Origin of the sequence: Streptomyces sp. NBC_01216 (assembly GCF_035994945.1) — a bacterium.
Classification (GTDB): Bacteria; Actinomycetota; Actinomycetes; order Streptomycetales; family Streptomycetaceae; genus Streptomyces.
The window spans coordinates 453,529-465,558 of the sequence record NZ_CP108677.1; the positions used below are offsets into that span (position 1 = coordinate 453,529).

Genomic DNA, 12,030 nt, shown 5'->3' on the forward strand with positions numbered 1-12,030 from the left:
CGGGCTTCACTCTGGGCTTCGGGCTCGCCCGCGGAAGTGACGGGATGACCGGGGAGGCCGCGTCCGGAGCCCTCCGCCCCGCCGGGGAGAGGTGCGGGCGCGTCGCGCTGCCGCCGGAGGGGTGTCGTGCCCGGTCAGGCCGCCTGGCCCCCAGGTGTCCGCCCCGACCTCCTCAGTCGGGGTCGCGCGCGGTGTCGCGACGGTGCAGCAGATCGGCTTCCGGATGCAGGTCGAGGAGGTCGAGGAGGGTGGCCAGATCCTCGGCGTCGGTGGCGTGCTTGGCGACGGTCAGGCGGGCCGAGCGCCGCTGGGCGATCGCCGGCTCGCGTCCTTCTGCTCGCTCCATGTGCACGATGCGACCACGACCTGGCCGTCCGCGCAGCGCGAGCACGGGCCGTTCAGGCGCGCCCCGCGGCCTTCTGGGTCCTGCGGGACAGCGAGTCGACGACCACGGCCGCCAGCAGGACGGCTCCGGTGATCATGAACTGGATGGCGTTGCTGACGCCCATGATGTTCATGCCGGACTGGATGGATCCGATCACCAGGGCTCCGAGCAGCGCGGACCAGACGGTGCCGCGTCCACCGAACAGGCTGGTGCCGCCGATGACCGCCGCGGCGATCACGTTCATCAGCAGGTTGCCGCCGCCGGATGTCTGGCTCGCGGACTGGATCTGGCCGGCGAGGAAGATGCCTCCGACCGCGGCCATCGTGCCCGCGATCGAGAAGACGCTCATGCGGACGAATGGCACGCTGATGCCGGCCCGGCGGGCGCCCTCGATGTTGCCGCCCACCGCGAAGACCCGTCGGCCGTACGTCGTGCGGCGCAGGACGAAGTCGAGCACCACCAGAAGGATCAGGAAGACCAGGAGTGCCAGCGGCAGCCCCTGGTACTGGTTGAGGATGTAGGCGGTCACGAAGGCGATCGCGGCGATGACGGCCGTGCGCAGCACGATCTCGGCCACCGGCCGGGCCGGCACCCCGGCCACGCGTCGGCGTCTCGCGTCCAGCAGCGAGGCGGAAAGGAAGAGACCGACGCCGACGGCCGCGGTCAGGTACGCGGCGGCGGGACTGTGGAAGATGGTGGAGTACAGCTTGGAGACGATGCTCTCACTGGGGATGTTGACCGTGCCGCTGGTGCCGAGCACCTGGAGCATCAGGCCGTTCCAGGCGAGATTGCCCGCCAGGGTGACGACGAAGGCCGGTACGCCGACCTTGGCGAAGAAGAAGCCCTGGATGAGCCCGACGGCCGCACCGCCGGCGATGGCGACGAGCAGGGCCAGCCACTGGTTCATGCCGTTCTGGACGTTGAGCACGGCGAAGATGGCCGCGCACAGTCCGCTGACGGAGCCGACGGAGAGGTCGATCTCGCCGAGCAGCAGGACGAAGACGATACCGACGGCGATCATGCCCGTGCCGACGATCTGCTGGCTGAGGTCGGAGAGGTTCTGGGCGGACAGGAAGGTGCTGTTGAGGCTGCCGAAGACGGTCCAGATGACGATCACCGCGAGGACGACGGGGAGGGAGCCCAGCTCACCGCTGCGCAGCTTGCGCCGGAATTCGTCCAGGTAGCCTCTGACGCCCTCTTCCCGGACCAGCAGCCGGGAGTCGACCGCGGGGGTGGCGCCCTCGGCCGGCTGCCGGGAGCCGCTTTCGTCGGGGCCTCGTTCTCGACTGCTCATCACCCCTCCTCCCGCTTGCGGGCCTGGCGGCGGGTGACGGCGCTGTCGGTGGCGCCGGTGATGGCGGAGATGATCTCCTCCGCGGAGGTGGCACGTTTGTCGAAGAAGCCGTTGTTGCGGCCGAGCCGCATCACCGCGATGCGGTCGGCCACCGCCATCACGTCCACCATGTTGTGGCTGATCAGGATGGTCCCGAGGCCCTGGTCGCGGAGTCGTTCGACGAGGTCCAGGACCTCGGCGGTCTGCTCCACGCCCAGGGCCGCGGTGGGTTCGTCGAGGATCACGACCTTGGGCTCGCCGATGAGCGAGCGGGCGATCGCGACCGTCTGACGCTGGCCGCCGGAGAGGGAGGCGACCGGGATGCGGACACTGGGGATGCGGATGGACAGGGTCTGGAGCAGTTCCCGGGCCCGCTGGTCCATCCGGACTTCGTCGAGTACGCCGAAGTGGCGCAGTTCGCGCCCGAGGAACAGGTTGCCCACGACGTCGAGGTTGTCGCAGAGGGCGAGATCCTGGTACACGGTGGCGATACCGAGGTTCTGGGCGTCGTGCGGCCGGTTGATGGAGACCGGCCGCCCCTGCCATGTGATGACGCCTTCGTCCGGCGGGTTCACGCCCGCGATCGTCTTGACCGCGGTGGACTTGCCGGCGCCGTTGTCCCCGACGAGGGCCACGACCTCACCGGGACTGACCTCCAGGTCGAAGTCGGAGAGTGCCTGGACGGCACCGAACCGTTTGGAGATCCCCCGGAGTGTGAGCACGGGTGTTTCCGTCAACGAAACCGCCTCCTCCGCTCGCCCGCTGGTACGGGTCACCTCGCCCCCGCCGGGATGAAACGCTCGGGCGGTCAGGTGAGACCGGCCTCCTTGCAGGCCGCGGAGTAGGTCGGGGTGCAGATTTCCTCGACCGTGTACATCCCGTCCTTGACGACCGTGTCGCCGATGTTGTCCTTGTCGACGACGATCGGTGTCAGCAGGGTGGCCGGGACCTCGTCGCCGCTGCCACTGGTGACGGTCACCGGGGTCAGCGACTCGGGGAGTTCCTTGCCCTCGGCCAGGTCCACCGCCATGGTGGCGGCGACATCCGCCTCCGGCTTGTACGGCTTCTGGACCGTGATCGTCTGCGTGCCGAGCAGGATGCGCTGGATGGCGTCGAGCTGGGCGTCCTGGCCGGTCAGCGGCACGTTGATGCCGGACGCCTTCAGGGCGGTGGCGATGCCCGCGGCCAGACCGTCGTTGGCGGAGTAGACGCCGTCGATGTTGTCCTTGCCCAGCGCGCTGATCGCGCCGGACATCTGCTGGTTCGCGTTGTTCGGGTCCCAGTTGGGAGTGTCGTACTCCTTGCCGATCTTCACCTTGCCGTCGAGGACCGAGTGGGCTCCGGCCTTGAACTCGGCCGCGTTCGGGTCCGTCGGCGAACCGTTGTGCATCACTATCTGGCTGCCGGCGGCGTCCGCGCCGAGCGCGTCCAGGAGCGCCTGGCCCTGCAACTCGCCCACCTTGCGGTTGTCGTAGGAGACGTAGGCGTCTACGGGCCCCTGCGCCAGCCGGTCGTAGGCGACGATCTTCACGCCGGCCGCGTTGGCCTTCTCGACGGAGGACTGGATCGACTTGGCGTCCACCGCGTCCAGGATGAGCACCTGGTCACCCTTGGCGAGCGCCGTGTTGACCTGCTGCTGCTGGGTGGTGGCGCTCTCGGCGGCGTTGTAGTAGTCGATCTGGGCGTCGGGAGCGAGCTCCCTGATCTTCTGCTCGATGTACGGCCGGTCGAATTTCTCGTACCGCGTGGTCTTGCTCTCCGGCAGCAGCAGGCCGATCTTCACCTCGTCCTGCTTCGCCGGCGCCCCCGGACCGGAGTCGGCGGCACTGCTGGTCACCACCATGCTCAGAGAGAGGGCCGCGGCTCCGGCCAGGGCTATCGCACCCCGCAACACACGGGTCATCGGAGGCTCCTTTCGCACTCTCCCACCCCGGGGCACCGGAGAGGTGACGGGACGGGAGTGCACCTGTGGCCTATATATCGACATTAACCGCCACCCGGACACCGGCAAGCGGGTGACCTCCCCCACCGTCCGGGTGACCTGCCCTGACCTGCGCGGACCTGCGCGGACCTGCGCGGACCACGAAACGGTGGTCGGTTCCGTGGATCGCCCGGACCTGTGCGAGCGCGCGGCGGCCCGTCCCCGGGAAGGTCGTGCGGTGGCGCGCCATGGAGACGGTCCGGTCGGCCGGCAACCCGGTCAGCGCGGCTCCGCGACGGGCGGCCGAAGACGGAGGTAGAGGCCGGCGGACGCGGCGAGCACCGTCACGCAGGCGGTGAACGTCAGGCCGGCCGTGTCCAGTCCCACCCACATCGTGAGGGCACCGACGCCCACGACCGGCAGCGAGATGCCCGCGTAGGCGACGACGAAGAAGGAGGAGATCGTGGCCGCCCGGTGCGCGGGCGGTGCCGCGTCGCCGACCGCGCTCAGGCCGGCGCGGAAGGCGAGCCCCTGGCCGAGTCCGCCGCACACCCCGCCCGCCACCAGCAGCGGCAGCTCCTCCGCCCACAGGGACGAGCCGACCAGCGCCAGACCCAGCACCAGGATCAGACAGCCGAGGGGCAGCGCGGTGCCCACCGGCATCCGCCCGGTCAGCGACTGCCCCGCGGTCGAGGCGAGGAACACCGAGAAGACCACGACCCCGGTGACGGCCAGGTCGGAGATATCCAGGGTCTGCGAGACGAAGCTGGGCGCCACCGCGGTGAAGAGCCCGAGCAGCGAGAATCCCGCGAAGGCGGCGAGCGCCGCCGGGGCGAAGACCCCGCGGACCCGCGCCGGTACGTAGAGGCCCGGCGGCTGCGGCCGGGCGCGCGGTCGCGGCTCGCTGACCGTCTCCGGCAGCAGCAGGACGACGACACAGGCGACGGCCACCGACCCGAGATGCACCAGGAAGGGGAGCGTCAGCGGCTTCGGCGCGTACTGTGCCAGTATCCCGGCAAGGAGCGGACCGCAGCCGAGGCCGCCCATGTTGGCGGCGGTCGCTGCGAATGCCGCGCGGGAACGCTGCTCGGGGCGCGCCAACTCCCGTACGGTGACCGTGCCCGCGCCGCTGAGCAGTCCGGCCGATAAGCCCGACAGGAGGCGCCCGGCGAAGAGCAGGGGCAGGCCCCCCTCTGCGAGGAAGCACACCGCGCTCGCCGCGGCCAGACCCAGCGCGCACAGCAGGACGGGACGGCGCCCCACGACGTCCGAGTGGTTTCCGACCAGCAGCAGGGTGGCGATCACGCCCACCGCGTAGCTGGCGAAGATCACCGTCACCATCAGCTCGGAGAAGCCGAGTTCCTCGCGGTAGAGCCCGTAGAGCGGTGTGGGCAGCGTCGTCCCCGCCATGCCGATGGCGAAGACCGTGGCCGCCGCGAGGTAGCCGGGGTGCCGGGGGAGGGGTGGGCCGAGCCGGGGGTGCCGCGATCCACTGGTCATAGCCGTCACCCTAGGGCCGTTCCCGACCGGCCGACCTCCAAGGAGGCGCCGCCCGCCGCAACGCCCGCACGCGTCCCGTGAGGTGCCGCCCGCGCGGCGGAGACCCCCGGGGCGGGCGGCCCGGTGCCGCGCCACCCGGCAGGCTCTCAGGCGGAACTGACGCCGCTCCGCGCCAGGGAGAACACCCCGAAGACGATCAGTCCGACGCCCACCGCCTCCGGGAGCAGCCACCAGCCGCCGTGGACGTGCTCCTCGTACAGCAGCACGCCCAGCGCCAGGCTCAGTGTCGCGTCGCCGAGGGTCAGCGCGGGCTGCGAGGCGACCAGCGGTCCGCCCTGCATGGCGTGTTCGAGCAGGAGCAGCGCCGCGATGCCGGTCAGCCCGAACGCGTACGTCTGCCAGGTGGTCAGAAAGGCGCTGAGACCTCCCTCGTCCAGGATGTGCACGGCCGACTTCATCAGGGCGGCGGTCAGCGCGTAGCAGATCGCGGTGGCGGCCCCGAGACAGCCGGCGCGGGCCCGGCCGGGCGGTCTGCGCAGTCCGGCCGCCGCCAGGAGGACCGCCGCGGCGCCGCAGGCCGCCAGGGCCGGGAGCCAGCGGTCCAGCGCCACGTGCGTCCGGTTTCCCTCGGGTGAGGCGGCCACCATGGCGAGACCGAGGCCCGCCACCACGCACGCCACCGCCGCCCACTGGCCGCGGGGCAGCCGCTCCCGGGCCGCCAGGGAGCCGATCAGCAACGCGAGCGGGAGTTCCAGGACGAACAGCGGCTGGACGAGTGACAGCGGACCGGTCGCCAGGGCCACCGCCTGCCCGACCCCGGCCGCGATCACCGCGGCGATGCCCGCCAGCCAGAGCGGGCGCCGCAGCAGGTCGGCGATCAGACCGAGCCGGAACGAGTCCGACTGCGGGACCGTGAGCGCGGCACGGCGCTGGAGCACCGTGGCGAGCGCGTTGCTGAGCGCTGCGAAGCAGGAGAAGAGGACCGGCAGGACGACGCCCATCCTCCGATCCTCCCCGGACCGGGCCCGTGGTGCGGCGACGACACCGTCCCGGGCCCCGCCCGGTGACCGCATTCGCCCATCCGGACGCCGGTCGGAGCAATGTCGGCGGTGGCCGGGCGAATGTCCGGTGCCGGGCGTGGGCCGCCGGGCCCGCGGTGGTACGTCGTCGGCCATGCAGCCAGCCTCGCCACCGCCGGTGGTCCCGTTCCTTCGTACCGCCGCCGCGTACGCGTGGCGACTGCTGGTCGTCGGAGCACTCGTGTACAGCCTGTTCGCCCTGCTGGGCCGTTTCCACGAGATCGGGGTGGCCGTCTTCCTCGGCCTGGTCGTCACCGCGCTGCTGCGTCCGGTCGCGGACCTGCTCGCCCGATGGCTCCCCCGCCCGGCGGCGGTCACCCTCACTCTGCTCGGCGGCATCGCGCTGGTCGTCGGGGTGCTCACGCTGGTCGGCGAGGCGGTGGAGGGCGAGCGGACGACCCTTGTGCGGGAGTTCCGGGCGGGTGTGGGCCGCCTGGAGGATTGGCTGGAACGGCCGCCGTTCCGCCTGGACCCGGACGCGCTCACGGACGTCCAGGCGCGGATCGGACAGTTCCTGTCGAGCCACCGCTCGACGGTGGTCAGCGAGGCGCTGAGCGGCGCCCATCACCTGGTGGCGGTGCTCACCACGCTGGCCCTGGCCTTGTTCAGCGCGGTGTTCTTCATCCATTCGGGAGACCGGCAGTGGGCGTGGCTGACGGGGCAGTTGCCGCGGTCCGTGCGCGGCAGGGCGGAGATCGGGGGGCGGGCGGCCTGGCGCACCTTCACCGGATACACGCACGGCATCGTGCTGGTGGCCGCGGTCAACGCGGTTCTCGTCGGCGTCGCGCTGTGGCTCCTCGGAGTCCCGCTCGCGGTTCCGCTCGCGCTGCTGGAGTTCATGGCCGCGTTCGTCCCGCTCATCGGGTCGCCGGTCGCCCTCGCGGTCGCCGCGGTCGTCGCCCTGGCCACGAAGGGCCCGCTCGTGGCGGGGATCGTGGTCGCCCTGATCGTGGTCATCGGCCAGATCGAGGGGCATCTGCTGCACCCGCTCGTGATGAGCTGGGCCGTGCGACTGCACCCGCTGGTGGTGGCGATCTCGGTGATCGCGGGATCGATCGCGGCGGGCATCGTGGGCGCGGTGGTCGCCGTGCCGATGGTCTCGGTGGTGTGGTCGGTCCGTACGGCGCTGCGGGACTCGGGCGAGGCGCCCCGCGCCTGAGAGCCTCTCGGGTGGCCTTCGACCGGCAGGCGGACGCGGTCTGGTGTGTGCGATTCCAAGGCGTCGGGAGGTCACCGTAGCGGCGGGGCTACCGGGCATCCCGGCAACACCGGCAGCGTGCGTGCCAGGGCGTGACCGCCTGGTCAGAGGCCACCCGGAAGGCTCTGAGCCGCGCCGTTCGCGAGCGGGTGGTCCCGGGGGCGCCCGGCGGGGCCCCGGTCGACCGCGCGGCGCGGCCGGTGGCCCTACCGGAGGCCGGGGATCTGCCGGGCCTGGAACGCCGCGCGCACCGCGGCCTCCGCGTCCGTGCCGTACATCTTCCGGGCGGTCTCGATCGTCCGGTTCGCCGCGTCCGTGAAACTCGTGTCGGGCGCGAAGCCGAACTGGGCGTTGACGATGACACGGTCCGCGGTCCGGGCTCCGAGGGCGTCGCGGATGTCGAGCAGGGCGCGGGACCAGATCTCGCCGTCCGCGTGTACTTCGCCCACACGGTCCGCGTACACCTTGGTGCCGTCGATGCGGCGCAGGCAGTGGGGTGCGGCGCTGTAGGGAACGGAGTCCCAGTCGGCGACGCACGCCTCGTCGGCCTTCAGCGGCCAGCCGTGACGGGCCGCGGCGGACGAGCCGACCTCGACGGCGAGGTAGTCGCCGAACGCCTCACCGATCGCGCCGGCCTCCGGCGAGGTGCCGAAGCCGGGGACCTGGGCGTGATGCACCGCGTGGCCGTACTCGTGGACGATCACCTCGGCGTCCTCTGCGTCGTCGACACCGCCCTTGCCGAAGCGGATCTCGGCCTTCTTGTCGGTGAAGAAGGAGTTGTCCGCGCCCCACTGGTTGATCCGGACCGGCTGCACGCGGTCGTTGGCGCCCGGGAGTTCGCTGCCGAAGCCGAGACCCTGCAGGTACTCCTGCGCCTCGTTGACCCAGAAGTAGGCCATGACCTGCTCGAACTGGTCGTCGTGCCGGTCGTAGGCGGCGGCGTCGGCGACTCGCGCGGCGCCGCCCGTGTGGGAGCTGACGGAGGCCCACCGTCCGGAGAGGGCGCCGGTTCCGTCGAGATTGCGCAGGCCGACGGTGGCGTAGGCCGATGCGGGGACCGCGTCCGCCGCGTCCTTGCCGTCCGCGAGCGACTGGTCGCCCGTGGACTGGACGGGGTTGACCATGAAGATCCGCGCCTGCGGCGCGGCCGGCACGGCACCGGCCGCCGAGGCGGCTCCGGCCGGAGCGATCAGGGCCACGGTGGCGGTGGCCGTGGCGAGGGCGAGCAGACCGCGGGGTATGCGGCGAGCCATGTGCGTCCTCTCATCGAGGGGTGAGGGCGAGGTGGTGCGGGCGTGATCCTTGCGCACGTCACCCTGCTTTGGCCAGGCCCTGACAGAGGATGAGTCCCGCGTCGTCCATGCCGCCCCGGGCCCACCCGTCCCTCCGGGGCCCGCACGGTCCGGCGCCGAAAGCGCGTGCCGCGTGGTCCCTCAGCCGTGAGCGGAGCGCCGCCGGCCTCCGGCGGCGCTCCGCTCGGCGTGGTCACGCGACGCGGGTGATCCATCGCTGGAGCGCGAGGTGGGTGGTGTCGTCGAGTCCGCACAGTTCCTCGATGGCGTCGAGGTCGCCCGGCAGCGGCGCGATGCCGGCCGTGGTCAGGGCGGCGTGCAGTTCGAGGCGGCGACGGTCGGCCGGCCGCAGGGGAACGGACAGTCGACTCTCGGGCGAGGGCGCGGGCACATGGTCGAGGTCCACGCCCGGTCCGCGGGGCGACGGAGCCTCCTCGGGCAGGCCGTCGACGAAGAGGGCGGGGAAACGGTAGGGGTCGAAGTCGAGCCGCGAGGTCGGGGCGGTGATGTAGTCCGGGAACCGCGTCATGGGAGCCTCCTCGGGGGTGTCGTGCAACTGACGGTGAGGAGTACGCGAAGAGTACGGACGGTTGCGGCGCGTCACTCCCACCACCCGAATGCCGCCAACTCCATTTCGTCACACGAAAGGCGGGCCACGCCGTGCCCGCGGGGCCGCCCGGCTCACCCGTCGGCCGCCCGTCGGGTGCATCCGCCTCGGCCGAGGAGTCGCAAAACGTGGAAAACAGGGCAAGAGTCACCTAGGAGCTACTACCGTGACCCACGAGGAGGCGGACGGCGATGGAAGCCGGAAGCGGTGCCGGAGACCAGAGCGCGCCCGAGGCGCACCGGTTCCTCGTGGAGAGTCGGCCGGGTGCGCCTGGTGTCGTCGTCCTCTCCCTGAGCGGCGAACTCGACCACGACACGGCGCAGCCGCTCCAGGACGCGCTGGAGGAGCACGACACGGCCGGCCGCGTGGTGGTCGACTGCGCGGGGCTGCGCTTCTGCGACTCCACGGGGCTGAACGTGCTGCTCAGGGCGCGACTGCGGCTGCGTGACACGGGCGGGCACCTGGATCTGGCCGGCTTGGGACCACCAGTGGATCGCATGTTCGAAATCACCGGCGCCCGGACGGTGTTCCGGGTGTACGACGACGTCGCGGACGCCCTCGCGGACCGGCGGCCGGGATAGCGGCACGAGGGCGGGCGACCATGGAGGCGGTCATGGGCGGACAGGACGGGGAGAGAGAGCAGGTGCGGCGGATCGGACTGTCCGGGACCGAGGGCGTCGTCACCCGTTGCCGCGACTTCACCGCGGCTGCCTTGGCGGACTGGGGCTGGATCCCGGCGGAGAGCGAGGAGGACGGGGAGCGGGTGGACGACGTTCTGCTGCTCGTGTCCGAGGTGGTCACCAACGCCTGCCTGCACGCGGGCGGGCCGGAGGAGCTGGTTCTGCGGCACACGGCGGGACGCCTGCGGGTCGAGGTCGCGGACGCGAACCCCGAACTCCCGCGTGCCTACGCCCCGCGGTCCCCGTCGCTGCCCGGCGGGCACGGTCTGATGGTTCTGGACCGGCTGGCCGGAGACTGGGGTTCCGAGCCCAGGGGTGGGGACGCGACGGGCAAGGTGGTGTGGCTGGAGGTCAGCCGTCCGTCCCGTCCTCCGTGGCAGCGGGTTCGGCGAGCAGGCCGTCCCTGAGTTCGTGGAGGATCCGCGCGAGCAGACGGGAGACGTGCATCTGGGAGAGCCCGAGGCGCGCCCCGATCTGCGCCTGCGTGAGGTCCTCGCCGAAGCGCAGCGACAGGATCGTGCGGTCGCGGGCGTCGAGCCTTGCGAGCAGCGGCTTCAGTGACTCCAGGTACTCGATCAGCTCGTAGGAGGGCTCGGCGGTCGCCAGGTGGCGTGAACCGGCGCCCGGGTCGGCTCCGGCGTCGCCGCAGGGCGCGTCCAGCGAACGCGCGACGTAGCCGTTGGAGGCCAGTTCGCCCTCGGCCACGCCCTCCTCGCTGAGGTGCAGATGGTCGGCGAGTTCCGCCCGGCTGGGGCGGTGCCCGAGCTGCTGCTCCAGGGTGTCCACCGCCTTGGCGACGTCGATGCGCAGCTCCTGGAGCCGCCGCGGCACCCGCACCGCCCAGCTCGTGTCCCGGAAGTACCGTTTCATCTCGCCGATGACCGTGGGGAGGGCGAAGGCGGAGAAGTCGGTGCCGCGCTCGGGGTCGAAGCGGTCGATCGCCTTGATCAGGCCGATCGTGCCGATCTGCACGATGTCCTCGGCCGGCTCGGCCCGGTTGCGGAAGCGGCGGGCGGCGAACCTCACCAGGCTGATGTTGAGCTCGATGAGGGTGTTGCGGACATAGGCGTGCTCGGGCGTGCCCTCCTCCAGTTCCGCCAGGCGTACGAAGAGCGCGACGGAGAGTCTCCGGGCGTCGTCCGTGGACACGGTGGCCGGCCGGGCGATGTCGGGCAGTCCGTGCAGTGCTTCGTGGCGCACGGCGGCGCCGTCCGGGAGCGGATCCGGGCCGGTGGCGGTGTGTCGTCGAGCGGTGGCCATGTCGTTCCTTCGACGGTGGCGAGAGGCCCGCGCCCTGCCCTCGGGGGCTCGGCGGGGTCGTCGATCGAGTGCCCTGCCAGACAGATGCCCACTATCGGGTGGTTTGACACGATATCCAGGGGAAGCGGCAGTGTATGACCTCGCGCGATCGCACCACGGACGACCGGACGCGGACGTACCCACTGACCCAGGGGTCCGGGATGGTGCGTCAGTGCCGCGACGTCACCGGGCGGGCGTTGAGCGAATGGTTCGGACCGGCGGGGGCGCCGGAACGGCTCTGCGCGCAGGACGCCCTGCTGCTGGTGTCGGAGGTGGTGACGAACGCGTGCACGCACGGTGGTGTCCCCTACGAGCTGCGGCTGGACCGGACCGGTGACCGGCTCTGGGTCCAGGTCAGCGACACCAGCCCGGTACGGCCCCGGCCCCACGGTCCGCACCGGGCCGACCGCACCTCCGGGCACGGGCTCTACCTGCTGGAGCGGCTTTCCGTCGCGTGGGGATCGGTGCCCCGGCCGGGGGGCAAGGCGGTCTGGTTCGAGGTGGAGGTGCCGCCCGGCTCAGAGCCTGCCGGGTGGCCTCTGAGGCCACCCGGAGCGAGGACCTGGAGCGCCGCGTCAGACGACCTTCGCCCGTCGCGACGCCCGCGCGGTACGGGCCCCGGGCGCTGAGGGCCGGACCACGGGCCGGGCGGGGGTTCGAAGCCTCGGCCTAGAGTGGAGACGTGGTGCGGATCGTCGCGGTGCACCCCGCATCCCGGCCGCGCCGCGACCGCCCG

13 protein-coding genes are annotated in these 12,030 nt (G+C 72.0%); 4 read left to right on the plus strand and 9 right to left on the minus strand.

The window, feature by feature from the left end; genetic code table 11:
* Positions 1-172 precede the first annotated feature (172 nt).
* The 6 genes from OG393_RS01955 to OG393_RS01980 form a co-directional block, all read right to left on the minus strand.
* Entirely contained in the window at positions 173-346 is a 174-nt protein-coding gene (locus OG393_RS01955) for a hypothetical protein (RefSeq protein WP_327372762.1), read from the minus strand.
* Positions 347-398: 52 nt separating this feature from the next.
* Entirely contained in the window at positions 399-1,679 is a 1,281-nt protein-coding gene (locus tag OG393_RS01960; RefSeq protein ID WP_327372763.1) for a sugar ABC transporter permease, read from the minus strand.
* Positions 1,679-2,455 carry an ATP-binding cassette domain-containing protein gene (locus OG393_RS01965; protein ID WP_327372764.1) on the minus strand — a complete coding sequence of 259 codons (777 nt, stop codon included), beginning with the start codon at positions 2,453-2,455 and terminating at the stop codon, positions 1,679-1,681. The genes OG393_RS01960 and OG393_RS01965 overlap by 1 nt, the downstream gene beginning before the upstream one ends.
* 71 nt (positions 2,456-2,526) lie before the next feature.
* On the minus strand, positions 2,527-3,621 hold the full coding sequence (locus OG393_RS01970) for a substrate-binding domain-containing protein (protein ID WP_327372765.1): 1,095 nt from the start codon (positions 3,619-3,621) through the stop codon (positions 2,527-2,529).
* Between the two features lie 297 nt (positions 3,622-3,918).
* A complete protein-coding gene (locus tag OG393_RS01975) occupies positions 3,919-5,139 on the minus strand; it encodes an MFS transporter (protein ID WP_327372766.1) in 1,221 nt (406 codons plus the stop codon).
* Positions 5,140-5,285: 146 nt separating this feature from the next.
* Complete coding sequence (locus tag OG393_RS01980; RefSeq protein WP_327372767.1) at positions 5,286-6,140, minus strand: DMT family transporter; 855 nt, start codon at positions 6,138-6,140, stop codon at positions 5,286-5,288.
* Positions 6,141-6,312: 172 nt separating this feature from the next.
* Here OG393_RS01980 and OG393_RS01985 point away from each other — a divergent pair, with 172 nt between their 5' ends.
* Entirely contained in the window at positions 6,313-7,377 is a 1,065-nt protein-coding gene (locus OG393_RS01985) for an AI-2E family transporter (protein ID WP_327372769.1), read from the plus strand.
* Between the two features lie 245 nt (positions 7,378-7,622).
* Here OG393_RS01985 and OG393_RS01990 read toward each other — a convergent pair whose 3' ends face one another.
* Positions 7,623-8,669, minus strand: coding sequence for a M4 family metallopeptidase (locus OG393_RS01990; protein WP_327372771.1), 1,047 nt, complete (start codon positions 8,667-8,669; stop codon positions 7,623-7,625).
* A gap of 232 nt (positions 8,670-8,901) precedes the next feature.
* The gene (locus OG393_RS01995; protein WP_327372772.1) at positions 8,902-9,237 is read right to left on the minus strand and encodes a hypothetical protein; all 336 of its coding nucleotides are present in this window, start codon (positions 9,235-9,237) and stop codon (positions 8,902-8,904) included.
* 269 nt (positions 9,238-9,506) lie between these two features.
* Between OG393_RS01995 and OG393_RS02000 the strand changes: the two genes are divergently transcribed.
* Both OG393_RS02000 and OG393_RS02005 read left to right on the plus strand, forming a co-directional pair.
* Positions 9,507-9,896 (plus strand): STAS domain-containing protein, encoded by a 390-nt coding sequence (locus OG393_RS02000; protein WP_327372773.1) that lies wholly within the window; start codon positions 9,507-9,509, stop codon positions 9,894-9,896.
* A 32-nt stretch (positions 9,897-9,928) separates the two neighbouring features.
* Positions 9,929-10,402, plus strand: coding sequence for an ATP-binding protein (locus tag OG393_RS02005; RefSeq protein ID WP_327372774.1), 474 nt, complete (start codon positions 9,929-9,931; stop codon positions 10,400-10,402).
* On the opposite strand, the gene OG393_RS02010 is transcribed toward OG393_RS02005, so the two are convergent.
* Positions 10,347-11,255 (minus strand): SigB/SigF/SigG family RNA polymerase sigma factor, encoded by a 909-nt coding sequence (locus tag OG393_RS02010; protein ID WP_327372775.1) that lies wholly within the window; start codon positions 11,253-11,255, stop codon positions 10,347-10,349. The genes OG393_RS02005 and OG393_RS02010 overlap by 56 nt on opposite strands.
* A gap of 134 nt (positions 11,256-11,389) precedes the next feature.
* Here OG393_RS02010 and OG393_RS02015 point away from each other — a divergent pair, with 134 nt between their 5' ends.
* Complete coding sequence (locus tag OG393_RS02015) at positions 11,390-11,923, plus strand: ATP-binding protein (protein WP_327372776.1); 534 nt, start codon at positions 11,390-11,392, stop codon at positions 11,921-11,923.
* Positions 11,924-12,030 lie beyond the last annotated feature (107 nt).

Coding starts and splice junctions, on each gene's coding strand:
- OG393_RS01955 (WP_327372762.1), bottom strand. CDS start 346: ATGGAGCGAGCAGAAGGACGCGAGCCGGCGATCGCCCAGCGGCGCTCG.
- OG393_RS01960 (WP_327372763.1), bottom strand. CDS start 1,679: ATGAGCAGTCGAGAACGAGGCCCCGACGAAAGCGGCTCCCGGCAGCCG.
- OG393_RS01970 (WP_327372765.1), bottom strand. CDS start 3,621: ATGACCCGTGTGTTGCGGGGTGCGATAGCCCTGGCCGGAGCCGCGGCC.
- OG393_RS01975 (WP_327372766.1), bottom strand. CDS start 5,139: ATGACCAGTGGATCGCGGCACCCCCGGCTCGGCCCACCCCTCCCCCGG.
- OG393_RS01980 (WP_327372767.1), bottom strand. CDS start 6,140: ATGGGCGTCGTCCTGCCGGTCCTCTTCTCCTGCTTCGCAGCGCTCAGC.
- OG393_RS01985 (WP_327372769.1), top strand. CDS start 6,313: ATGCAGCCAGCCTCGCCACCGCCGGTGGTCCCGTTCCTTCGTACCGCC.
- OG393_RS01990 (WP_327372771.1), bottom strand. CDS start 8,669: ATGGCTCGCCGCATACCCCGCGGTCTGCTCGCCCTCGCCACGGCCACC.
- OG393_RS01995 (WP_327372772.1), bottom strand. CDS start 9,237: ATGACGCGGTTCCCGGACTACATCACCGCCCCGACCTCGCGGCTCGAC.
- OG393_RS02000 (WP_327372773.1), top strand. CDS start 9,507: ATGGAAGCCGGAAGCGGTGCCGGAGACCAGAGCGCGCCCGAGGCGCAC.
- OG393_RS02005 (WP_327372774.1), top strand. CDS start 9,929: ATGGGCGGACAGGACGGGGAGAGAGAGCAGGTGCGGCGGATCGGACTG.
- OG393_RS02010 (WP_327372775.1), bottom strand. CDS start 11,255: ATGGCCACCGCTCGACGACACACCGCCACCGGCCCGGATCCGCTCCCG.
- OG393_RS02015 (WP_327372776.1), top strand. CDS start 11,390: ATGACCTCGCGCGATCGCACCACGGACGACCGGACGCGGACGTACCCA.